This is a genomic window from Syntrophus aciditrophicus SB, assembly GCF_000013405.1.
Lineage (GTDB): Bacteria > Desulfobacterota > Syntrophia > Syntrophales > Syntrophaceae > Syntrophus > Syntrophus aciditrophicus.
The window spans coordinates 2,783,583-2,806,003 of sequence record NC_007759.1; the positions used below are offsets into that span (position 1 = coordinate 2,783,583).

19 protein-coding genes are annotated in these 22,421 nt (G+C 53.9%); 5 read left to right on the forward strand and 14 right to left on the reverse strand.

Features of this window, described 5'->3' with window-relative positions:
- Window positions 1-27: 27 nt before the first annotated feature.
- The 8 genes from SYN_RS13050 to SYN_RS13085 all read right to left on the reverse strand — a co-directional run bounded on the left by SYN_RS13050 (window position 28) and on the right by SYN_RS13085 (window position 8,250).
- Window positions 28-894 (reverse strand): ABC transporter ATP-binding protein, encoded by an 867-nt coding sequence (locus SYN_RS13050; RefSeq protein WP_011418666.1) that lies wholly within the window; start codon window positions 892-894, stop codon window positions 28-30.
- Window positions 885-1,898: a FecCD family ABC transporter permease gene (locus SYN_RS13055; RefSeq protein ID WP_011418667.1), complete on the reverse strand. Its 1,014-nt coding sequence runs from the start codon at window positions 1,896-1,898 to the stop codon at window positions 885-887. The genes SYN_RS13050 and SYN_RS13055 overlap by 10 nt, the downstream gene beginning before the upstream one ends.
- Window positions 1,895-2,944, reverse strand: coding sequence for an ABC transporter substrate-binding protein (locus tag SYN_RS13060; RefSeq protein ID WP_041585123.1), 1,050 nt, complete (start codon window positions 2,942-2,944; stop codon window positions 1,895-1,897). Before SYN_RS13060 ends, SYN_RS13055 begins: the two co-directional genes overlap by 4 nt.
- Before the next feature lie 26 nt (window positions 2,945-2,970).
- The gene (locus SYN_RS13065; RefSeq protein WP_011418669.1) at window positions 2,971-3,606 is read right to left on the reverse strand and encodes a class I SAM-dependent methyltransferase; all 636 of its coding nucleotides are present in this window, start codon (window positions 3,604-3,606) and stop codon (window positions 2,971-2,973) included.
- A gap of 64 nt (window positions 3,607-3,670) precedes the next feature.
- Window positions 3,671-5,569, reverse strand: a complete 1,899-nt coding sequence (locus tag SYN_RS13070) for a TonB-dependent receptor plug domain-containing protein (protein ID WP_148202584.1) — start codon at window positions 5,567-5,569, stop codon at window positions 3,671-3,673.
- Between the two features lie 272 nt (window positions 5,570-5,841).
- Window positions 5,842-6,657 (reverse strand): energy transducer TonB, encoded by an 816-nt coding sequence (locus SYN_RS15485; RefSeq protein WP_049749997.1) that lies wholly within the window; start codon window positions 6,655-6,657, stop codon window positions 5,842-5,844.
- A 79-nt stretch (window positions 6,658-6,736) separates the two neighbouring features.
- On the reverse strand, window positions 6,737-7,303 hold the full coding sequence (locus tag SYN_RS13080) for an FmdE family protein (protein WP_011418672.1): 567 nt from the start codon (window positions 7,301-7,303) through the stop codon (window positions 6,737-6,739).
- 17 nt (window positions 7,304-7,320) lie between these two features.
- Window positions 7,321-8,250, reverse strand: coding sequence for a DUF364 domain-containing protein (locus tag SYN_RS13085; RefSeq protein ID WP_202943568.1), 930 nt, complete (start codon window positions 8,248-8,250; stop codon window positions 7,321-7,323).
- A gap of 289 nt (window positions 8,251-8,539) precedes the next feature.
- Between SYN_RS13085 and SYN_RS13090 the strand changes: the two genes are divergently transcribed.
- A complete protein-coding gene (locus SYN_RS13090) occupies window positions 8,540-9,049 on the forward strand; it encodes a hypothetical protein (RefSeq protein ID WP_011418675.1) in 510 nt (169 codons plus the stop codon).
- Between the two features lie 101 nt (window positions 9,050-9,150).
- Here the strand turns inward: SYN_RS13090 and SYN_RS13095 are convergent, their stop codons facing one another.
- Together SYN_RS13095 and SYN_RS13100 are read right to left on the reverse strand one after the other, a co-directional pair.
- Window positions 9,151-9,765, reverse strand: coding sequence for an OmpA family protein (locus SYN_RS13095; protein ID WP_011418676.1), 615 nt, complete (start codon window positions 9,763-9,765; stop codon window positions 9,151-9,153).
- The gene (locus SYN_RS13100) at window positions 9,762-10,217 is read right to left on the reverse strand and encodes a FecR family protein (protein WP_041585125.1); all 456 of its coding nucleotides are present in this window, start codon (window positions 10,215-10,217) and stop codon (window positions 9,762-9,764) included. The genes SYN_RS13095 and SYN_RS13100 overlap by 4 nt, the downstream gene beginning before the upstream one ends.
- Window positions 10,218-10,639: 422 nt before the next feature.
- Between SYN_RS13100 and SYN_RS13105 the strand changes: the two genes are divergently transcribed.
- Together SYN_RS13105 and SYN_RS13110 are read left to right on the forward strand one after the other, a co-directional pair.
- Window positions 10,640-11,842 carry a deoxyguanosinetriphosphate triphosphohydrolase gene (locus tag SYN_RS13105; RefSeq protein ID WP_011418678.1) on the forward strand — a complete coding sequence of 401 codons (1,203 nt, stop codon included), beginning with the start codon at window positions 10,640-10,642 and terminating at the stop codon, window positions 11,840-11,842.
- The gene (locus tag SYN_RS13110) at window positions 11,842-12,177 is read left to right on the forward strand and encodes a cupin domain-containing protein (protein WP_011418679.1); all 336 of its coding nucleotides are present in this window, start codon (window positions 11,842-11,844) and stop codon (window positions 12,175-12,177) included. The genes SYN_RS13105 and SYN_RS13110 overlap by 1 nt, the downstream gene beginning before the upstream one ends.
- On the opposite strand, the gene SYN_RS13115 is transcribed toward SYN_RS13110, so the two are convergent.
- A complete protein-coding gene (locus SYN_RS13115) occupies window positions 12,174-13,157 on the reverse strand; it encodes a Tim44 domain-containing protein (RefSeq protein WP_049749998.1) in 984 nt (327 codons plus the stop codon). The two genes, SYN_RS13110 and SYN_RS13115, sit on opposite strands and share 4 nt — an antisense overlap.
- Before the next feature lie 130 nt (window positions 13,158-13,287).
- A complete protein-coding gene (gene malQ / locus SYN_RS13120; protein WP_011418681.1) occupies window positions 13,288-14,793 on the reverse strand; it encodes a 4-alpha-glucanotransferase in 1,506 nt (501 codons plus the stop codon).
- Window positions 14,794-15,049: 256 nt separating this feature from the next.
- Between malQ and SYN_RS13125 the strand changes: the two genes are divergently transcribed.
- Window positions 15,050-16,225: an aminotransferase class V-fold PLP-dependent enzyme gene (locus tag SYN_RS13125; protein ID WP_011418683.1), complete on the forward strand. Its 1,176-nt coding sequence runs from the start codon at window positions 15,050-15,052 to the stop codon at window positions 16,223-16,225.
- A gap of 111 nt (window positions 16,226-16,336) precedes the next feature.
- The gene (gene yedF / locus SYN_RS13130) at window positions 16,337-16,972 is read left to right on the forward strand and encodes a sulfurtransferase-like selenium metabolism protein YedF (protein ID WP_011418684.1); all 636 of its coding nucleotides are present in this window, start codon (window positions 16,337-16,339) and stop codon (window positions 16,970-16,972) included.
- Between the two features lie 2 nt (window positions 16,973-16,974).
- On the opposite strand, the gene SYN_RS13135 is transcribed toward yedF, so the two are convergent.
- Complete coding sequence (locus tag SYN_RS13135; protein WP_011418685.1) at window positions 16,975-17,505, reverse strand: cob(I)yrinic acid a,c-diamide adenosyltransferase; 531 nt, start codon at window positions 17,503-17,505, stop codon at window positions 16,975-16,977.
- A 106-nt stretch (window positions 17,506-17,611) separates the two neighbouring features.
- Window positions 17,612-22,387: a FecR domain-containing protein gene (locus SYN_RS13140; protein WP_011418686.1), complete on the reverse strand. Its 4,776-nt coding sequence runs from the start codon at window positions 22,385-22,387 to the stop codon at window positions 17,612-17,614.
- Between the last annotated feature and the right edge of the window lie 34 nt (window positions 22,388-22,421).

Genomic DNA, 22,421 nt, shown 5'->3' on the forward strand with positions numbered 1-22,421 from the left:
CTCTTCATGCCTTGAATTCTGTATGCCTTATCCACCCCGAACCGCTGAACATGAAATGGGCTCCCCCAGTTCACACGGCGGCAGCGGTGAATGAGCGAACTCCGTACAGCCGCAGATCGTCTGGGGGACGCACACCCGCAGGGACCTGTTGAGCTTCAGCACATTGACCCTGGCGTTATAGAGGTGGAAGAGATTTTTGCTGCTGATGACCTCATCACATTTTCCGTCCGCCATGAGAGCGCCGTTTTTTATCATGATGGCACGGTCCGCGATCCAGAGGGCGTGCTCGGGGGAATGGGTCGATTTGATGAAGGTGTATCCTTCCCGGGAAAGCTTGATAATCTGATCGAGGAGTCTCATCTGGTTCCCGTAATCGAGGCCGCTTGCCGGTTCGTCCATGATGAAGGTCTTCGCCCCCTGGGCAAGCGCCCGGGCAATGAGGGTGAGCTGCCGCTCGCCGCCGCTGATTTCCGTGTAGGCCCTGTCCGCAAGGTGGGAAATGGAGAGTCTCCCGAGCGCATCGGCGGCAATCTCCATGTCGGCCTTCGAGTATTGGAAAAAGAAGGCCTTGTGCGGAATTCGTCCCATCAGCACGACATCCCTTACTGTATACGGAAAGGAACTTTTGTGGAGCTGCGGGACATAGGCGACTTCCCTGGCAAGGGATTTGGAGCTCATCTGCTGAATATTTTTCCCGTTGAAGAAAATATCGCCCCCTGCCGGACGGAGGAGGCCAAGCATGATCTTGATGAGGGTGCTTTTCCCGCAGCCGTTGGGTCCGAGCAGGGTAACGATCTCACCTTTCTTTATGGTAAAACTGATATCGCTCAGCACGTTCTCCTCCGTATAGCCGAACGATATCTCTTCCACTTGAATCAACGGTTTCAGTTCCATCCTTTTTTTGCCTTCCTCAAGATGATCGCGAAAAACGGGATGCCGATGAGCGAAGTGGTTATCCCGATGGGGATCTCCACATTGAAGAGCATCCGCGAAACATCGTCGACAACGATCAGGTAAATGGCCCCGATGAGGGCGCTGGCCGGGATCACCACCTTGTTGTTGGGACCCACGAGCATCCGCGTGATATGGGGGATGATGAGACCCACCCAGCCGATCATCCCTGCCAGAACGACGGTCAGCGCGCTCATCAGCGTCGCCAGGAAGATAAGCAGCATACGGATCCACTCGACGGAGATGCCGAGCGCCCGCGCTTCCTCGTCGCCCATGCTCAGGGCGTTGAGATACCCGGAAAACAGGCAGACAAGGAAAATGCTGGCCGCTTGGGGAATGCCGGCGGTCAAAAGTATTTTTCCATCTACAAGGGATAATCCGCCCATGAGCCACTGGGTAATGGCAGGCAACTGGTTGTATGGATCGGCGATATATTTGATGACTGACAAAAGAGACGTGAAAAGCGCGCTGCTGATGACGCCGCCCAGCACGAGGAGAAGCAGAGTATTCCCTTTGTGCATCCTGGCGATGCCTACGGAGACGAGTACGGCAAGAAAGCCGAAAAGAAACGTGGCCACCTGCACGGCAACCCAGCTTTTGAAAAAGACCATGCCCAGCGCGGCGCCGAATGAGGCCCCCGCAAGCACACCCAGAAGTGACGGGGAAACGAGCGGGTTGACAAACATGGCCTGAAAGGCGCTCCCCGCCACGGCAAGTGACGCGCCGATCAGGATGGCGGCCAGAATGCGGGGCATGCGGATGTCGAGAAGCAGGCTCCCCAGCAGGTTGTACCGTTCGAATTCCATACTTCCGGCACCGAAAATCTTAAACAGGAAGAAACCGGCAATGTCACTCAGCGCAAGTGGATATCTGCCGAGCGTCATCGAAAATGCCACGGTCAGAACGAGCAGAAAAATCAATGCCGGAAAAAGCAGGTTGCGTTTCATGGATAGAGAATCTTTTTCATATCCTGGGTTGAGAGTTCGACGCCGAGAAACAGGCGGTAGAACTCCCTCGCTTCCTTAATGATGTCTATTCTGTATTCCGCGGGATAAAGGATATGGGTCAGCCATTTAAGACCGAGGATGCGCATGAAGGAAGGGGGACGGTCAAACCAGTTGAAGGGGTGCCTGGGGATCAGGTAGACGCGCCCTTCCCGCACGGCTTTGATATTCCGCCAGACGGGATCTTTGAAGACCTTGTCGTAGAAGACCTTTTCCTGCGCGATAATGACATCCGGGTTATAGAGCATGACCTGCTCCATCGAGACCTTTTCAAATCCCTTGTGACACGACGTGTGGCAGCGGTGGACGTCCGTATCGCCGGCAAGTTTAAGAAGTTCCACATGGATCGAGTCGTCGCATTCCGTGCTCAAGCCGTCCACGCCTTCCGCATAGTATACGGAGGGTCTTTTTTTGGCGGGAATCCTGCTGACGACGTCCTTGATTTCATTCAGCGTCTTTCTGCTGTAGCTGCTGAGTTGTTTTGTCCTCTTTTCTTTTTTAAGGACTTTGCCGAGAAATTGATAGACATCGGGATAATCGGCAAGGCTCTCAGCGACAGCATAAACATACGGAGTATTGAGTTTTTTCAATGTCTCTTCCGCCTTGTCATTGATGGCGGACCTGCTTGCCGACCACATGATCAGCAGGTCCGGTTTCGCCTTCAAAAGCACCTCGATATTGGCCGTCCGGCCCTGGCCGCCGATGGAGCCGATCAACGGCAGGTTCCGTACCGCTTTCGGGAAGTACTTCATGTCCTCGTCCCTGATCGGGAGATTAAGCCCCGCCAGCATCGATGGATCGATGGAATACATGATATAGGAACCGTAAGGGGAAGGTGCGTATACCTTCCGGATGGAATCGGGCACGGTCACTTTGCGCCCGGCCATATCGGTTACGGTCAGAGCCTTTGCGGCATCTACACCGAAAACAGACACCGCAAGAAACACGGCAATCGCCGTGATAATCCGGATACGTCTTTTATTGAACATTCCGCACAAACCTCCTCTTTTCTTCTTTAAATCTGTTTCCATAAATGTATCCACATGCCGTCATCGCCTCTTGTCGCTTTGCAGGCAGGAATGCCGGTCTGTTTCAGAATCGCACGATAGTCTCTCTGCGGAGGATGTCCGGAACCGCCTTCTCCTGATCCTCCGGTGTGCCCCGGCATTTCAGGCCATTCGATGCCGAGTCTGGCCATTTCTTGCCTGATGAGGGCCTGCATTTCCGGAGCACCCCTGCCGCCGCCCACGTAAGCCGCCCCACCCGGCGTCAGGACTCGATATATCTCGCTGAGCGCTTTTGCAGGCTCCTGCCAGAAAGGGATGGAGCCCCGGCTGATGACGAGGTTGACCGATCCGTCGGCCAATGGAATGCAGTGAACATCGGCAAGCAGGGTTTTCGCCCTTTCCTGGAGGCCATCCTCGATAATGTGCAGCTTTGCGCTCTCCAGGGCATCCGCCGATACATCAAGGAATATGAACTCCAGATCCGTGATCCGGGCAAGGGCGAGCCCCAGGTATCCGCCGCTTGACCCGACATCCAGGCAAACACCTTCTACAACGGCGGTTTCTTTCTTGATCTTCCGGGCGTAGTATTCGTAAATAGGGGCGTTAACGCCGCGGGCAATTTCGTCGTACCTGGATATCTTCATGTTTCACTCAGTGGCGTGGTAAGGCAGGGAAATTTTTCCTCCAAGCGCCGGGGAATAATCACCGCTAATAGGCCAGTGACAGTTCCATTCCGACGGTGCGTCCGCGATCATAGTAGTATCCTGTTGAATATCGCGTCGCATACCGCTCGTCTCCTAAATTGCGCCCGTAAAGCGTGGCGGTCAACAGGCATGGTTTCAAGTGAAAGAGTCTCTTGATATTGGCATCAACCCGGGTGTAATCGCCAAGATCCGCTTCGGCCGTCCCCATCGCACTGGTTGACGAATACCATGAATCGACTTTTTTAATGGAAAGATTGGCCCTGTAGTCACGCCACTTATGGCTGATCTCCAAGGTGTAAAGATTTTTTGGTTTTGATACACCGTTATTGTCGGTGGTTACGCCGTTCTTTGTGTCTTCGTTTTTCAGCATCCGCGTCCAACTCACGCTGTAAGAGGTGTTTTTCAAGATGTCGCCTTTAATCATCAGTTCCACGCCTCTTCTCAGGTTGTCCGCTTCGGTGTAGTAGTAATAGGTGCCACTGTCCAGCGTATAGGTTGTATTTGTTGCCGTTTTTTGATTGTCGGTTTTGATATTGAACCAGGTCAGCATTGGTCTGAAATAGGCTTTGAAATCAGATTCAATCGCAAATTCCATCCGGTCCTGCTTTTCAGGATGCAGTTCACCGGTTTGCGATCTCATATCGAAATCGCCACTTGTTCCCTGTTCGCCGTGATAGTAGCGTCCGTTCAAGGCGACGATGTCCATGATCCGCCAGCGGGCGCCCAAGGCGTAAATCTTCGCCGGATCCATATCGACATCATTATTGGCGCTGTCTTTTGCCGCCGATGTACTTGAATTATCGATATGCTTTTGATCCTGGCGATAGCCGGCATCCAAAACGAGTCTGTCGTTAAAAAGCTTTTGCTCCACGGATGCGGACCAACCCATGACCGACGTGTCATATCTGTTGTAGTTGCTGCTGAGATTAGGACCTAACCCCTCGCTTTCCGACATCTGTCCACCCAGTTGAATCAGCGTGTTCCAGAAGCGGGCATTATGGCGAAGGCCGATACCGCGAGTTTCTTCCTTATATTTTCGCATCGATGAGGAAGAATTAATGAAACTTTCGACGTATTCTTTCTGATCATAGGTTGTCTTGAATACATTGAGAAGCGTCGTCTGGTTCGGGCTCCACCGCATCGTCATATCCGTTGATAAAACGGTCGATTGTAAAGGATCATAATACCACTTCATATTATCGAGCGTGCCGTCATACTTGACACCGCGCTGCATTTCAAAATTTCCCGAAGAAGTCCATCCCATAAAGTTCATATTAAATTTGCCAATCGTAAAACCCGCATTTCCCATTCCATTATCCGCGTTTCGCCCATCGAACCAGCTATCCTGGCTGGGACGATCCATCATTGACGCCATACCGCCGACATATCCATTAATTTTTGGAGAATCCCCAAGACGGGTCCCGAGATATAAATTCACATCTGTTGCAATCGGATGACCGCCTATGGACTTTTCAACAGAGCCGGTGAGGACGGCCTCCGTCTTTCTCGGCTGTTTGGTTCTGATGATAATAAAGCCCGTATTAAGGCCTGATCCCGAACCGGATGCGCCGATGGGAATGGAAGGACCTAAGGTCAGAGATGTGGAGCCGCGGACGATTTGCAGTTCTTCAATAGCAGCCAGCGGCAATTTATATAAAATTCGATTAACGGACGGAGGCAGTACCGCACCGTCGATAATGTAGGTAAAGCTTCCGCCGCCTCGCGTTTCAATGAAAAAAGGACTTCTGCGCCCCTGATAAGTCACGTTCATGCCGGTTGCCTTGTCAAGCAGGTCATTTACATCGCCGGGTTTCAGATTTTGAATATCTTCCTGGGTAAAGACCTCCGTGCCGAATCGGGCGCTGGATTCAACACGATACGGATTAGTGGGACTATCGGGCATAAGATCCTCCCGCGGGTGAGCATCAGTCACTTTTATCGACTCCAATTCCGTCGGCGAGGTTTGACTGCTAACAGATTCCTTTTGTGTTGGTGATTTGATGTTTTTCTGGTCTGCCTTTTCTTCCGCAAAAGCCGCCTGGGACAAAAAGATCACCCCGGGAATCAACAAAAAAAATAACGACCGCTTGTAGAGACCAATCACTGCACCTTCCTCCTCATAAGAATGAAATAAACGCCTCCGATACTTATTTATCTTCAGCACCACATATCGATTTAGAGCTTCAGCATATAGACGACGGGGATCACCAGTTCCGCTCTGACCGGCGGCTTCGGAAAGGGCTGAACCTGACGGATTGTCTCCACCACGTTTTTATCCAGAATTCCGTGGCCCGAACTCTCCACCACCTTCAAGGCCTCGACCCGGCCGTCCTTTCGAATGACGAATGAAACCCTGACCTTTCCCTGCCAGCCTACCTTCCTGGCCATGGGAGGATAAGTGAGGTTGTTCATGATGAGGTCGCGAATATAGGCGAAATGTTCCTGTAAATAGCGGGTTTTCAGGCTCTCAAGTGAATCGCGGCTCTGTCCTGACCCTTCATCACGTCCCGCACCGCTGCCTATGCCGGTACCGCTGCCGGTTCCGGTTCCACTGCCCAGACCGGAACCGCTGCCGGCACCTTTCCCTCCCCCGGACGCAGCCATGACCGGTGCTGCGATATTCGCCAACGGGGACATTTCCTCAACAGGTTTCTCTGTCAAAATCGGCGGAACGTCAGGCATCGATTCAACGGGTGTTCTCTCCATGACTGGGGGAAAATCGGCTGTGTTAAGCTGCCGGGTCGGGTGCTCTCTGCGATGGGTTTGTCTCGCCGGGGGACTCGGAACTTTCTTTTCCGGAACCTTCATCTGGTTGATTTCTCCACCGCCCCCGCCACCGGGCGGTTCCAGTGTCAATAACACCCGCACTGTTTCCGGATGCTGGGCGGAGAACGTCATGAAAAACAGAGTGCTTGCGACGCAAAAAATATGAATGGCAAGGGACAGGAGCATCCCTTTATGCAGGCGAATCTGTTCTTCCGTAATTGTCATTGCCGCTTCAGCCTCCGCGCAGCTCAATCTTCCTCATCACCATGGCGAAGAAAGCGGCTGCGACTTGTCCCTTCCACAGTCAAGCGGAAACCTGATAATAATTTTTTCGCTCAAAGCAGGGTTTGCACAGTGTTTCTCCCTGCGACTCAACCTCCCGCCCATCCATGATATTTTCCCCGCAGCGCGTGCACTGGCAGCGACGCAGCGGTTTTCCCGGCAGATCTTCTGGCCGCAACGGAACGTTCACCTCGGTGATGGAAAAAAGTTCTTCTTCGCTGAGAGTTCCGAAGTCCGGGTTATCTCCCTCTTCCTTTTTCCTGTTGATCGCCACCCGGACGGCTTTTTCCGTTTCCAGGTTGACAAAGGTGGCCGCCATCTTCCCGTAATCGAGGACTTTCATCGTTCTTTTTCCCGGCCTGCATCCGGTCAGGGCCATGATCGCATCCGTGGCGCAGCGGTCGATTTCCACAAACACCATCAGCTTTTTCCTGTCGGCGCCTTTTGGATCCAGGATGCCCACTTTCCGCAAACCGCACATAGTCATCCGGGTGCCGATCTCGATGCCTGCGCAGACATCGCCGTGAAAAGCCCCCGCTTCCGCCAGCAGCGTTGCGTACTGGTCCTTGTTATTTTGTTCTTGCAACATCGCACCTCCTCAGGAAATTACGCAGTTTTGCTCCCCGGTTTTAATTGTTCGATTCGCTTCCGGTTCAGAATATTGATCTTTTTCACGCAACGGCCGAACAACGGATAGGCGCCGCCGCCCTCGGCAATGATATCCAGGGCGGCGGCGATATCCGTCACCATCGCGGTACCCACCAGGGCTACATTGCGCCGAAAGAGCGGATCCGGAATGAACCCCGCTGTGGGACCCACGACGGCAACGGCGGCCTCCTTCGGAACGAGACGGAGAAGATGTTCGATTGTACCGTTGGCAACGGCCGCCCCGGTGAATACGGCAGTCTCGCACTGCGCAATGGTTTCCGCCGTCTGTTCCGGGGACAGAAATTCACCGCAGGCCAACTCAACTTCAATTTGACTGTCCTTCTTCCGGTCAATGACCTTGATTTCGCTGACCCCCATTTTTTTAAAACGTTTCAGGAGAGGCACGATCGCCCCCACCATGCATACCCGCCGACCAGTAAACAGATGCGACACATCCGACAGGTCATCGCTCTTCTCAAAGTCATAGCGCCCATCCTGGAAAAACGGCACGGAAAGCGCATTGATCGCGGCCAGGCGAATGACATCGGCAAAGGGACTGGGTATTTTACCGGAGATGACCACGTCGGCACTTTTTCCGCGAATGGCAGACGGGCTTCCTCTCAGGATGCGCCGGCTCGCATTCCTGATCGTTTCAGGCGGGGTGTAGGCCACGCCTCCGCAGCCATTGGAAAGTTTGACGCCTGTAAAAAAAACGCCGACCACCAGTCTTTCGATGAACAGAGACTCGATGGCGCCGCCATAATAATCCCGGAGAATATTTTCGGCTTCATTAAGGATCGATGCGGAATTTCCTCCGCCGGAAGGACCCCGCATGGCATCCCCTGCCGCGGTCTCGTCATGATTGTTCAACGGTTCCAATGATTTCATAAACTTCAATCCTCTGATTTCGAGCAGAATTTGCGTATTGATTCCGGCCTTCTCGACCGGACCCGCCGGTCATGCCTGATCCAGACATATGTTAATTTTTATATATGTTGCGGAAGGCTTATATCACAAAATACATAATGTCAAGCCTGTACCTTGATTTTTTCATCAAGAAAAAAGTCGTCGTCCCGAACAAACTGGATCGCCGGGGATTGATTCTCTAATAAATCAGCAGCATTCAAGTTGATGGATATGTACAGGGAGCGCCGTCCGGAGGGCATAAACCAAACCGATGAAATCACAGCAGGGCAAAACATCCATATCGCGCCACTTCCGTCCAAATTTGGACCTTCACCATTCACCATGGGTAGGACGTACGGCGGTAAAACTCACGGAACCGGCTGCGTCCACAGCTGTCAGGATGAACAGCTCAGTGCTCTTAATTAATGGCAGCAATGGTTGTCATGATTTGTTTCAGATTATTGGTCTGAAAGACAAGGACTTCGAATTATCGATCGATTACCGCGGCGGATGCTGGTTGGATGAAGATTATAAATCTACAGACGATAGTGTGAATGTTTGTATTGCGGATACTGGAGCTATAGGGGAAATTTTGCGAAAAAAAGAAGACTGCGTGTATTTTAACTCCCCGAAGGCTCCAGTCGGCAAAGTGGGAATGTCCTGGAAGATCGTGGGCTTTTACCTCCCTCCGTACGATATGATGGGAAAATGGAATGAGAAAGGGGGGGGGAATTCGGGGATAAAAAAAGCCTCCGGATTTCCGGAGGCTTTTATCGTTTGAGATGAGCGGTCTGAAACAGGCTGCCGCTGTCGCTGAATTTGCGGATGCTCTTTCAGAATCCTGAAGGCTCCAGCCCGGCTTCCTTTTCTGCCTTATCGACGCTAACGGACGATTACTTCAACCCGTCTGTTCCTCGGTTCCGCAACCCCTTCCGCGGTTTTCACGAGGGGATTGGCTTCCCCGTGATAATCCAACTCGATGGCATCAGGATGTACACCTTTCACAACAAGGTATTTCTTGACACTCAAGGCTCGTTTTCGGGAAAGAATATAGTTTTTCTCGTCCGTCCCCACCCTGTCCGTATGGCCGATAACGCTGATATCCTCTGATTGCCGGGAACTGATGGCTTCATGAGCGGAATTGAGAACCTTCAGCGACGGTATGTTCAACTCGAAGCTGTTGGTTTTGAAATACAGGATGAAGGTCAAAGGCTTTTCCGGAAGCGCGGCGAGGACGTCCCCGAAAATCCGATGGATCTCCTTATCATCCATCACGGAGGCCGGGGATACAGGAGCTGTGGCTTCGTCATGGACTTCCGCCATCTGTCCCGCCTGTGTCATGATTTGTGCTCCACCCTTATTCTGAACGGTGATTTCCCCTACTTTTCCATCAGGGTCGGGGATGAGAATGACCCGGGTTCTGTGGGCAGGCGCGCAGGCAGCGAAAGAAAGCAGCATGAATGCACTGGCCAGAAGAATCAGGGATGAGAATTTCATTTTTTGTCCGCCCCTTCGACCTGCACCAGGAAGTGTGTTCCCCGAATGCCGATGGTCGCCGCGGGCGTTTCAAAGCGTACGGACGCCGGGGAAAGTTTCGCGATAACGCCTGAAAGGTAGGCAGCGGTTCCTCGGAACATCCGGGTCACAATGGAAAGTTTTCCCTGAGACGGGGCGAAGAGAAATTCATCAACGGCAATCTCACTTCGGGGTCCGAGAGAAAGGGTGGTGTTATCCCTGAAGATGACGCCCATTGTTCCATCGGGACCGGTCCTGAGAAGATCGCCGGGATAAATCCTGTCGTGTTGTTTTACCTGGATCGCCTGCTGCTGCCTCACAATAAACGCCGTTCCCTTGAAAGTCTTGACTCTCGCTGCTTCGCCTTCAGCAACGGCCATGGCCGGCGTACTGAGAAGCAAGATTAAACAGAATACGCAAACAAAGTACCTCATGGACAATTCCCCTTCGACCTTTGCAATCTGCTAAAAACTTGCCTTACTTTAAAAAGTACAGGAAGAATACCGCACGAGACCAACAATGAACAGATATGAGACGTCGCAGGAAGTAGAAGAATTTGCATTCTGTTATCAAGATGTTATCCCCTTGGGACAGAATTGCCCTTACGGGGAAATACCTTAACCATTCAGAAAGTTCGCAATCTTTTTATATCAGCGAAAAATAAAAAGCAAACAATTTTAATTTCATACTGAAAAAATTGATAAAGTTTTACCTGGAAGGATACCATTTTTTTCTCTTTTATAACTCCAGAACAGAGTCTATCCAGTTTACCGATGTATTGCTTGCAAAAGGATTCGGGGGCGTATAGACTTCCCTGCGCAATGACATAAGAGGTAAAATAGAGGTAAAACCCTGTATGACAGCCCGGGAATTTCTTGAAGCAACGGAAAAGGAAAAGCTTGCCCCCTACGCGACGCGGAGCGCCGACAGCGCGGGACGGACGCTTCACGGCGATGAACCTGACGATTACCGCACCTGCTTTCAGCGGGACCGGGATCGCATCCTCTACTCCAAGGTCTTCAAGGATCTTCAACACAAAACCCAGGTTTTTCTGATCAATGAGGGAGATTTTTACCGGACGCGTCTCACCCATACCCTGGAAGTGGCCCAGCACGCAAGGACTTTCGCCCGCGCCCTGCGTCTCAACGAAGACCTCTGTGAAGCCATCGCCTACGCCCACGATCTCGGGCATCCCCCTTTCGGTCACTCCGGCGAGGAAACCCTGAACGACCTGCTGAAGGATGACGGCGGCTTTGAACATAACATCCAGAGTCTCCGGGTTGTGGATTTTCTGGAAAAGCGATATCAGCGCTACGACGGCCTGAATCTCTGTTTCGAGACCCGGGAGGGGATCGCCCGCCATAATACAACCCACGATCATCCCGACACGCCTCCGGAATTTCAGAATTATTCCCAGGCATCCCTGGAAGCCCAGGTCGTCAACATCGCCGACCCCCTGGCCTACTGCGCCCACGATCTGGAAGACGCCCTCAACGCCGGTTATCTGCGCATGAAGGACCTGCGCAACATGGAAAATCCCCTGGTCAGGCGCGTTTTCGAACGCTGCAGTTCCAGGTATCCCGACTTCCTCAAAGCCGATACGGTTCTCCAGTCCCGCATCCTTGTCCGGACGCTGATTGAAGAAGCCAACATCGCCGTTATCAGGCAGACATCCAGAAATATCGAGCTTTACGGAATTTCATCGGTCGAAGAGGCTCGGAGCCTCCCCGAAGACGTCGTGGCCGCGCCCGCCGGGGTCTGGAAAAACTTTGACGCCCTCAAGGCTTATCTGTTTGAAAATGTCTATCGGAAACCACAGGTGTGCATCATGAATGAAAAGGGGAAGCTCATCATCCGGAGAATCTTTCATCACCTGGAAAAACGCCCGGAAATGCTGCCCGGAATATTCAAGACCCGGTTTGACGAGGCGGCGGATTCCTCCGGAAAACGACGGGTGCTGGCGGATTATATATCCGGCATGACGGACCGTTACGTCATGGATCTGTACATGATGATGTTTGAACCCTATGAAAAGGTCATGTTTGAATTCCGGGAATAATGGCAGATATTACAGTCAAGAATCTTTTTGACGGGATTCCGGAGTCTCTCGCGGAGGAAAAAATCGACGGACTCCTGGAAACATCCGCCTTCCGGGTTGAACGGATCGTATCCCGGGGACAGGCCTCGCCCCCGGGATACTGGTATGATCAGGAGGAGCAGGAGTGGGTTCTGCTCCTCAGCGGAAGTGCGGGATTGAAATTTTTTGGACAGGATGCCTTGACCATTCTGAAGCCGGGAGATTCTCTTTTGATTCCCGCGCATGCCCGGCACCGGGTGGAATGGACCGACCCGGCGCAGGATACGGTCTGGCTGGCTTTCTTTTTTTCCGGCTAACTTTCCTGATTGACGGCGGAAAGCCGCCAGGGATTGTTGCCCGTCGGCCGGGTGAATGTCCAGAATTCCACAAACTTAACGGGTTCCGTTCTGCTTCCGGAAACCACTTCTCCCGATGCCTCATCGATCGTATAATCCAGCAGGTTGGCATAAAACTTCACGGTAATAAAGTCCTGCCCACCCTCCTGCCAGGCTTCGGTAATATCCACGGAACGGACGGCAATGTTGTCCAGCTTGTTGATTCTCTTTTTCGCGCGCAGCGTTTCAGCATCCTGTTGAATCGTTTTGCAGACCTCATCGGTCAACAGATTCCGGACGCCGGACATGTCCCGACCGGCCCAGGCACCCTGAATCTGGAAGAAGTGATCGAGAACGGAATCCTTGAAGCGCCTTTCATCGAACTGATAATCCATCTGCCGGATGGCATCCAGCCCGCCACCGCCTTCATAGCCTGATGCGGGCGGAATGTCCTGAATCGGGGGGGCATAGGAACCGGGATTGAAGGCGTCCCTGTTCGCCATGCCGCCGTAGGCCATTGGGGAACTCATGGCGGTCGCCGCCTGCCGCCGCTTCTTGAGAAACCAGTAAATTCCATACAGAATGGCGCCGATCAGCAGGATATCCATCAGACCGATTCCCCCACCCAGACCGCCTGCGCCGCCGAATCCCAGACTGCGGAAAAGAAATGCGCCGGCCATGCCGCCCAAAACGCCCCCGGCGAGACTTCTCATGAAACTGCCACCAGGCTGTGATTGTGTCGTGTTGTAGGGTGAAGGTCGGGAAGGGGTGTTATAGGATCGTGAGTCCTGATAGGAACGGGACGGAGAGCCTGGCGAACTGCTGAAGGAACGGGATCCACGGCTTCCGAAAGACCGTCCGCCACCGACGCGCGCTTCGGCCTCCAGCGAAACGAAATAGAACATTGCAAAGAACACGGCAAGAAGAATGAGCCCCTTTTTCCTATTACTGCAACTATTCATCTTAGTCCTCCTTTTTCTTTCCCTCCGGAACAATTCCGGATTGCCCTGAATAGTATTTCTTTCTCGAGCTTGTCAACACCTTTCCCCTTACACGCTCCAAGAACGCGAAAAGATACGGCAATTCCTCTACTCACAGACGGCCGTAAAGTTCCGTCATCTCCCGAAGCCGCTGAATAATCTCCGGGGTCAGGGATTCCGGAAGAAACCGCCATTGCCAGTTCCCCCCGAGCCTTCCCGGCAGGTTCATCCTTGCCTTTTCATCAAGGCCCAGAATGTCCTGCAGGGGGAAAATGACCAGTTGCGCCACGCTCATCATGGCCAGCCGAATCACAGCCCAGTGCACATGGGAAACCGTCACCCGGTGTCCCAGATAGCGAAACAGCCGCTTTTTGTCCTGACGCGTCGCTTCTCTGCTGAACCAGCCCCGGACCGTATTCAGATCATGTGTTCCGGTGTAAGCGATTGTATTTTGAGGAAAATTATGAGGCGCGCAGGGGTTGTCCGGCAGCGAATCGTCAAAGGCGAAAAGTACCGGCCTCATTCCCGGAATTTCATAGCGGGTCATGATTTCCCGCATATCCGCGGAGGTCGCACCCAGATCCTCAGCGATGATGGGCAGACAGGGGAAGGTTTTGAAGAGCTGCCGGAAAAAATCTTCCGCCGGCGCTTTTTTCCACTGACCGTTGACTGCCGTTTTTTCTCCGGCCGGCACCTCCCAATAGGAAATAAACCCCCGAAAATGGTCAATCCGCAAAAAATCGCAGCATTGAAAGCCCTGACGGAGACGGTTCATCCACCAGAAATAGCCGGTTTCCTTTAAGATGTCCCACCGATAAACAGGGTTTCCCCAGAGCTGGCCTGTTCGGGAAAAGAGATCGGGAGGCACGCCGCTTACGGCCAGGGGTTTTTTTTCTTCCGAAAGTTTGAAAAGCTCCGGATGAGCCCAGACATCCGCACTGTCATAGGCCACATAGATCGGCAGGTCTCCAATCAGATGGATTCGCTTCCGGCGGCAGTATTCTTTCAGGGAAAGCCACTGCCGGAAGAAAAGATATTGAAGAAATTTCTCCCTGGCGATGGGCAGGGCCAGTTTTTTTCTGATTTTCTTCAGCGACGCCGGCTTTCGGTCCCGCAGTTCCGGCGGCCAGGTCTGCCAGGTCCCGTAGGGGAATTCCCTTTTCAGCGCCGCAAAGAGTGCGTGATCGTCAAGCCAGAAGGCCTGCTCTTCGCAGAAGTCCGTCCAGCGACCACTGCGCACCCTGCCCCGACTCCGAAACCGTTCAAAGGCCAGGCCGAACAGGCGCTCTTTGAACGCCGCCGCCTGTTCATAATCTACAGGATCTGAAGAAAAGCACGGCGCCTCCTCAAGTTCCGTCAGGGTCAGCAGACCGTCCCGGCACAGAAATTCCGGACTGATCAGCAGGGGATTGCCGGCAAAGGCGGAATAGCTGCTGTATGGAGAATGTCTGTGAATGGCAAGCGTGGGAGAGAGAGGAAGGACCTCCCAGAAACTCTGGCCGGCTTCGGCGAGGAAATCGGCAAACCGGTACGCCTCGCCGCCCAGATCGCCGATCCCGTAAGGCGAAGGCAGGGATGTCACATGGAGCAGGATGCCGCTTCCTCTTTGCTTGATCATATCCGGCTGTCAACCTCCTCTTGCTGTTTTTGTCCTGATGGATATGTATCTAAAAGATTTTTTCTCCTTTCGTCAATACCTCACTCTGTACGCTTTATTTTCCAGAAAGGAATACAAAGGGCGCTTCCATAACAAATCGTTATTTGACATCCGCATGCAGGTTCAATATTTTACAGGGCATAAAAAAAGCCCCCTTGATCATCCGGAATAACAAACATCCCGTTACTTTCGGAAAGCGGTTTCAGGAAAGGACTCAATGCATTCAAACAACGTCATCTATTTCGATAATGCCGCCACATCCTGGCCCAAACCGGAGGAAACCCTCCAGGCCATGGAGCACTACCTTCGCCATGTCGGCGGAAACCCGGGCCGGTCCGGACACAGGCATTCCCTGGACGCGGCGCGGATTGTCATGAATGCGCGGGAAGCCGTTGCCGAACTTTTCGGAATACAGGACGCTTTGAATGTGGCTTTCACAAAAAATGCCACAGAAGCGCTGAACCTGGCAACCCGGGGACTTCTCCATCCCGGCGATCATGTCATCACCTCCAGCATGGAGCACAATTCAGTCATGCGGCCGCTCCGGGCCCTGGAAAAGGAAGGGCTGGAACTGACCGTCATTCCCTGTTCATCCTCGGGCGAGCTGGATCCGGCTGATCTTCTGCCGGCCATCCGGCGCAATACGCGCGCCGTTTATCTGACTGCCGCCTCCAACGTGACGGGAACGCTCATGCCCCTGAAGGAGGTCGGCATGCTTACCCGGGAAAAGGGTTTGATCTTCTGTGTAGATGCCGCACAGGCCGGGGGGTCCTTCCCGCTCGATGTAACGGAACTGGGCATCGATCTGCTTGCCTTTACAGGGCATAAAGCGCTTTACGGCCCTCAGGGCACGGGAGGACTGTATATCAGGGAAGGGCTGGAAAAGGACATCCGCCCGCTGATGATGGGAGGAACAGGCAGCCGGTCCGAGTTTGAGGAACAGCCCGATTTCCTGCCCGATAAATTTGAAGCGGGCACACCCAATACAGTCGGTCTGGCCGGACTGGAAGCCGGAGTTCGCTTCGTTCTTCGCCGGGGCGTGGCATCGATTCGAGCTCAGGAACAGGAACTCGCGGGACACTTGATGAATGGACTCAGGACCGTTCCGGGGCTCACCCTGTATGGGCCGGAGATCCCGTCACGAAAAATCGCCGTCGTCTCCTTCACGGTCGAAGGACTGTCTCCCGCGGAAATTGCCATGGCTCTTGACGAGCAGGATATGATCATGTCCCGTCCCGGATTGCACTGCGCACCGTCGGCCCATAAAACTCTCGGCACATTTCCCGTGGGAACCACCCGATTCAGTCTCGGGGCCTTCAATACGGCCGAGCAGGTGCAAACCGCCGTGAAAGCCGTCGCCCGTCTCACAGCGACGGCGCGCCGGAAGGGTTAGCCCGCGCGGGGCAGTATTTCGAGGATCACGTTCCTGCCGGTAAGCTGAATTTTCATCATTTCAGCTCATGTCAACGCCTTTTACAGAACGCAGCAAAGGAGGACAGCAAACATGACGGAAACCATCGACGCCCGGGGGTTGGCCTGCCCGCAGCCGGTCATTCTCACGAAGAAGGCCCTGGAGCATTGTGACTCGTTGACGGTCAGGGTAGACAACATCGCCGCTTTGGAAAACGTGAAACGCATGGCAAAGTCGCAGAATTGCCGGGTAACCGTAAAGCAGGCTCAGGACGGAACCTGGACCCTTGAGTTGACCCGGGAAAGCGGCGCGAAGGAAGTTGAGGAAGGATCGGAACTTCAGGATATCGTCTGCGATGTGGCGGGAAAGGAGGAGTCCGAACCATCGCTTTCCGGCCCCAGCGTCATTGTGATTTCCTCCGATTGCATGGGTCAGGGCGATGACGAGCTGGGACGCCTGTTGATGCGCGGTTTTTTTCACACCCTGCCCCAGCTCGACCGACGGCCCGATATGATCATCTTTTACAATACCGGCGTGAAGCTGACTGTAAAGGGTTCCGAGGTTCTGGAAGATATCGGACAACTGGAGCAGGCCGGAGTGGAAATTCTGGTCTGCGGGACCTGCTTGAATTTCTTCAATCTGACCGATCAGCTCAGCGCGGGAAAGATTTCCAACATGTACGACATCGCCGACGCCCTCACCACGGCGGGCCGCCTGGCCAGGCCCTGAGGTCAGTATTCCACGCCTTTCTCGGAAGGCCGTCCCGCCGTCATCGCGTGTTTGAAACAGGTCATGATCGTGACCGTGTCGGCCAGGGAGAGAAGCGACTCCGGAGCGTCCCGCCCTGTCAGGACGATCGTCCGGCAGGAACCGGCCTGCCGGACAACTGAAATGACCTTTTCCTCGGTCAGAAGATGCAGGGCAATCGCATTGCAGATCTCATCCAGGACGATCAGGTCATACTGATCCGAAAGGACCGCTTCTTCGGCAAGCAGGAGTCCCCGTTCGGCAGCCTGCCGGTGCCGGGAGTATTCAGCACTGGATTCGGGCGGGACGAACCCCAGACCGGTCTGGATCAGCTCCACGCCGGGAAGATGACTCACGGCGGCCGCTTCCCCGGTCGTCGGATCAGCCTTGATGAACTGGATGATCCTGACCCGCATCCCGTGCCCGCATGCCCTCAGGGCCATCCCCAGGGCAGCCGTCGTCTTCCCCTTGCCTTCCCCTGTAAAAAGGAGAATCCGTCTTTTCTGACTGGTCATTTTCCAATCCCTCTGCTCCCATCGCCCCGATGGTCCGCACTGAAGAAAGACAGGCCCCTCCTCCGGCGATGAGCAGAGGGGGCGCCTGCCGGGTTGTAAAGCCGGATCAGGGGGCGGCTTTGACTGTTCCGGCTCCGGTTCCACTGAAAGAACCGGAGCCTGTGCCATTGTAAGAACCCGCAGCGCCACCCTGGAACTGAACGTTCCCTGTATAGCCGCCGTTCAAGCTGCCGCCGCCGTTCACCGTCGCGCCCCATTTGTTGCTGTCCCAGCGGACAGGCGTGAAACTGGCCGTTATGCTCCCCCCGCCCGTTGAATTCAAGGTTATCGATTCATTCAAAGCCGGGGCGGCCGTATAGGCGCCACTGACATTCTTCGTCGCCCAGAGCTGGGGAGCGTCTCCCGTTGACCGGGCATAGAAGTTGACATTATTCATCTTTACATCAAGATTGTTTCCTTTTCCCTCTAAATTTACACTCCCCACCTGAATGCAGGGGATATTCAAAGCCTCAAGAGCGGCTATTCCCGTAACCGTACTTGCCATATCGACGAGCTTGCCCGTTTCCATCCAGGCACCTGTGGAAACGGCCTGCCAGGTTGATGTCGCCACCGGATCAAAGGCGCCGTGAATATCAAGGGCCAGGATGTCGGCGCCGCCCTGCTGCAGATCGATGCGCGCTCCCGCGTTTGCTCCTTCAAAATTCCCTCCCTTGTCCGGACTGAAAAGCCCGTCGTTTTGTGTATAGGACAGAAAATACATCTGTCCAGTCATATTATTGTCCGGCAGATAGCTGAAATTCAGCTCAAAATTTCCCAGAGGCGTCGTTGTCATATCATAAGATCCGCCCTGACTGGTCTGAACAATGCCCCAGGCCGGCCTTCCACCGGGATTATTGGGATCATCGACATACAGCGCCGGATGGTCAATGTATGACGTTCTGATCCTCAGCACCCCGAGATGGACCTGACCGCCGGCAGCCGTCGTTGCGGAAGGCATATCTTCATCGCAATAGCTCCTGTAGCTGTCAAAGGTTCTGATGATGCCATATTGATCATCACGGAATTGAGTGGCGTCCATATTGGAAATTTCCGATGCCAATGGAACCGGCAACCAGGTTCCCTCCGCCTCCCAGGCGTTAAGCTGCAAGCAGGCGCTTCCAGTCAGCGAGCCTTTCAGGATGCCCGCGTTATGGCTCGGATCGGCATAGAGTGCGGCGATGGAGCCCTTCAGGCTGCTTTCCCATGGGGAATCCGCGCTTCCCCTGTTGTGAACACACCCGCCGAGCGTGCCGAAATAGGCACCACCAAGCGGCGAGGTTGTATTCTCATAAGAGTTCAGGGTGATTCTCGGATCAAAGCTGACAATGTTTCCGGAGAATATTGAAGGCGCCGTTTCCCTGTTTTCGGTGTCGAATTCACCGAGAAATGTAATCCCCGTTTCCGTGGATGTCGTCCAGAGATCGCTTTTGAGCCCGCCCATGATGCCTTCCACGTGGTCGTAGTCAAAGATAAATTCACTGGCACTGCCGGCATGCACCCATGATTCGGCCGGTGCGGTCTCAAGAGCGGCAAGGCCGCCTTCCGTGTAAAAACCACCGTCCGAATAGACATAATCGCTTATTCCCTCCTTCGTCCAGACATCCACCCTTCCGTCCGTATAATTTTTCTGCACAATCGTGTTGTTGGCTGCATCCTCAAAACAGGAATGCCCGAATCGCTGTGCGCCATTTACGGGATGATCATCGCTGTAACTGTAGTTGTATACGGAACCGTCGCCATATTCATAACGACCTCCCCTTATATGCCGTACGATGTAACTGCGGCCGTCAATCCCGCTGCTGTAGTGGATATCCGCCGTTTTTTCCCAAATCCCCATGGAGTCGGCCGACCAGATCCCATTAGTCGATCCTTCACTGTCCGGGATATAGGAACCCAGCAACTGGCCGTTCTTCAGGATGCCCATTCTGGTGTAGGTCATGAATTTTCCGTATTCCCCGTCCATGTAAGCAGAAACACGACCGCTTCTCCAGGTCGAAGCAGTTGAGGGAATATCAGCCAGCCAGAGGCCGGCATCGGCAATCCACGAGGCTGATCCGTTCTGATAAAATCTCCCGAATTCACCGCTTCCAAACAGACCGGCCCGCCAGGCGCCGGGATCATGCGGATTCTCATACTTGTTATCCAGAGCAAAGGACAGCGAGTAAATTCCCCAGTCCTCGCCTCGGATGGACATCGTCCCGCCATAACCGTACCAGCCGGAGAGGAAACCGGAAGAGGAAGAACTCCCGACAAAACCGCCTGCCGCGTTATCCAGAAAAATATAATTCTGGAACAGGTTGACGTTCGCGGCCTCGAGCAGGTCCTCTGCAGAAATGTGTTCTTTTGTTCCGTTTGTTTTCCAGATCGGATGGATCGCTCCATCCGCTTCCCACATGCTGATTTCCGGGTAGTGGCTTCCCGTAAAGCTTCCCCTCAGGATACCCGCGGCGTTGTCCGGATCAATGTAGAGGCCGTAAAGAAATCCCTCGAGACCGTTCTGTGCGCCGCCGATCCGCCCTGAAATGAACCCGCTGTAAGCCCCGCCGTCAGGCGTCGTTCCGCCGGGTTGATCTTCACGCCAGCTGTCAAAACTCAAGCTGAAGCCTGTGGGTAAATCCTGCTCGATTATGGGAACTGCGGATTGATACTCTCCCATTAACACGATATCTGCGGCTGAGGCGGTCCAGAGGTTTTCCGCTCCCCCCATAATGCCCTTCATGGCGCCGGTACGCACGATTCCGCTTGATGACCAGGATTTCTCCGTAATCTTGCAGGCGCCGTCAGTAAAGGATGACAGGAAATACGACAGATTTCCCTCCGGAGGATCGGCCTCAAGATTCAGACTTTCACCGGTTGTCCCCCCCTCCACGATCCGTTCCAGACCGTCTCCCCGTGACCATTTGACATATTGTCCATTCGGTAGGTACTCATATTCCGCATCGTCAGCACCGCTGTTTTCCAGTTCTTCGAACTGTCCACCCCTGCCTCCCGCCACGTTGTCACCGGAAAAGTATCCATACCGATATGATAAAAAGTCTTCACTGCTGTCCAGTCTCTTTTCGTACTCGATCTCGTGAACGGCGCCTGCGGTCAAAGACAGGATCGGACCACCAAGAAGGCTGGTAAACGCCACGGGAACCTCCGTATATTGCCCGATTCCCTGGCTGCTTCCCTGCCAGACGCCGTTCGGGGTGTGAAATGCTCCTGTAAAGCTGCCGGTACCGATGCCCATTCTGTCCGCCGAGAGGTAATGGAACAGGGACGTTCCGATGAGATCGGCACCGGCAACCGAACCGGCGGCGCTGCTCAGCCAGCAGGTATGATCGACTTCCGAAAAATTCCCGGCATCGATCCTGAAGGAAGCACCGATGGGAATGCCGGCTCCCTGATAATTCAAGATCCAGCCGCCCCAGTTCTGACCGGAAATACCGGCTACCTCGCCGTTGGTCATCTCCCCGAAAGAGGATTCGCCAAAACCGGTCAGTCCAACGTTTCCGGACACGGCATAACGGCTCAAATCAAAGGACTTATAAACGGTGGATGTATTTCCCGCCTCGTCCGTACCTTTAATGTCCAGGGTAAAAAAACCTGTTTCATATCCATTAAGATCAAAACCGAAAGAGGGATTCACCACCGCATAATCACCTGCCGGGGTAATCCCCGTCTCATGGATTCTGTATGCATACCGTATTGAAGTTGCATCCGAACCTGAAAGATTAATCTGGATATGAGTCCCGTCGGCGTCGACCGGGGCAGCCGATTCCGGCATAACGGAAATCACCGGTGCTGTTGTATCCACAGGTTTTTCCGCATGTTTTTCTACAAGGTTTGAAATATCGGTCACCGGATCTGTCGTCAGACTGCTGCTTGCCTCCGGCGCTGAGGTTAACGAAGATGAAGGCGGAGCAACCGGCACGGATGCGAAGGCGCCATCCAATGTGTCAGCTTCGGGATTGAACGAAGAGTCCGGCACAGTCCCGCCAAAACCGCCGATTGCCGGGCTCCCGTCGCTCTCTGTTCCTGACGTTGCCGAAAGACTTCCCGGGGCTGTTGCCGAAGCTGCTTCCTGAGTGGCGCCGTCCGGTGAGTCCGTTATCGTGGAAACATTTGATTGGGGCTGTGCCGCTGTTCCGGAAGAGGACTCCGATTCGCTCTGCGTTGCGCTGCCAGAAGAGGTTGTCTGCTCAGTTCCTTTTGCCGGTTCCGTATCCTTCAGATGCTGCCCCATCTCCATCGCTGTCGCGGGCCGGACAACGGGCGGCTGGTCGGGACCGGCCGCCAGCATCGTCTGATTGGCGGCAATCGACTGGATATGCTGCGGCTGGTTATGGCTGTATCCGTATCCCGCACCTTCCCTGAAGGTAGCGCCGGTAATTCCATTCTGATGATAACTGACAAAGTCGGTCCCCCGAACGCCGCAGACCGCCGTCGGGGTATGAATTTCATATTTGAGATTCCGGGAAAATCCTGTGGAATGACGCGCGTTCAGGACCATATTGCGCACTTTGCCCCGGTAAAGATTCAGGATCTCCTTCCGCTGATTCTGCTCCACCAGATATTCCGTAATCCGGAGCCGCGTATTTTCCGCAAACCGCACGATGTTCCCGTCAAGAAAGGTCACCTCGCACTTTGACTTGCTCTTGGTGCGGATGATATCGCCCACCTGCACCGGCTCTCCGACGGAAACGCGCTTCGCCGCCTTTCCGGGCACAGTCACATCCACATTGCCTTCAACACCTGTAAATTTACCGACCTGCGCCGCCGGAGACGAATCGGGGATGAAGGCGATCAATGCGAGGATCAATAAAACGAATCGAATCGGAACCAACCATCCTGTTTTCATTATTTCGACGAACCTCCTGCCTGAATCTTCTTTA

Coding starts and splice junctions, on each gene's coding strand:
- SYN_RS13125 (WP_011418683.1), top strand. CDS start 15,050: ATGCATTCAAACAACGTCATCTATTTCGATAATGCCGCCACATCCTGG.
- SYN_RS13050 (WP_011418666.1), bottom strand. CDS start 894: ATGGAACTGAAACCGTTGATTCAAGTGGAAGAGATATCGTTCGGCTAT.
- SYN_RS13100 (WP_041585125.1), bottom strand. CDS start 10,217: ATGAGGTACTTTGTTTGCGTATTCTGTTTAATCTTGCTTCTCAGTACG.
- SYN_RS13110 (WP_011418679.1), top strand. CDS start 11,842: ATGGCAGATATTACAGTCAAGAATCTTTTTGACGGGATTCCGGAGTCT.
- SYN_RS13135 (WP_011418685.1), bottom strand. CDS start 17,505: ATGACCAGTCAGAAAAGACGGATTCTCCTTTTTACAGGGGAAGGCAAG.
- malQ (WP_011418681.1), bottom strand. CDS start 14,793: ATGATCAAGCAAAGAGGAAGCGGCATCCTGCTCCATGTGACATCCCTG.
- SYN_RS13070 (WP_148202584.1), bottom strand. CDS start 5,569: ATGCCCGATAGTCCCACTAATCCGTATCGTGTTGAATCCAGCGCCCGA.
- SYN_RS13095 (WP_011418676.1), bottom strand. CDS start 9,765: ATGAAATTCTCATCCCTGATTCTTCTGGCCAGTGCATTCATGCTGCTT.
- SYN_RS13085 (WP_202943568.1), bottom strand. CDS start 8,250: ATGAAATCATTGGAACCGTTGAACAATCATGACGAGACCGCGGCAGGG.
- yedF (WP_011418684.1), top strand. CDS start 16,337: ATGACGGAAACCATCGACGCCCGGGGGTTGGCCTGCCCGCAGCCGGTC.
- SYN_RS13140 (WP_011418686.1), bottom strand. CDS start 22,387: ATGAAAACAGGATGGTTGGTTCCGATTCGATTCGTTTTATTGATCCTC.
- SYN_RS15485 (WP_049749997.1), bottom strand. CDS start 6,657: ATGACAATTACGGAAGAACAGATTCGCCTGCATAAAGGGATGCTCCTG.
- SYN_RS13055 (WP_011418667.1), bottom strand. CDS start 1,898: ATGAAACGCAACCTGCTTTTTCCGGCATTGATTTTTCTGCTCGTTCTG.
- SYN_RS13065 (WP_011418669.1), bottom strand. CDS start 3,606: ATGAAGATATCCAGGTACGACGAAATTGCCCGCGGCGTTAACGCCCCT.
- SYN_RS13090 (WP_011418675.1), top strand. CDS start 8,540: ATGAAATCACAGCAGGGCAAAACATCCATATCGCGCCACTTCCGTCCA.
- SYN_RS13105 (WP_011418678.1), top strand. CDS start 10,640: ATGACAGCCCGGGAATTTCTTGAAGCAACGGAAAAGGAAAAGCTTGCC.
- SYN_RS13115 (WP_049749998.1), bottom strand. CDS start 13,157: ATGAATAGTTGCAGTAATAGGAAAAAGGGGCTCATTCTTCTTGCCGTG.
- SYN_RS13080 (WP_011418672.1), bottom strand. CDS start 7,303: ATGTTGCAAGAACAAAATAACAAGGACCAGTACGCAACGCTGCTGGCG.
- SYN_RS13060 (WP_041585123.1), bottom strand. CDS start 2,944: ATGTTCAATAAAAGACGTATCCGGATTATCACGGCGATTGCCGTGTTT.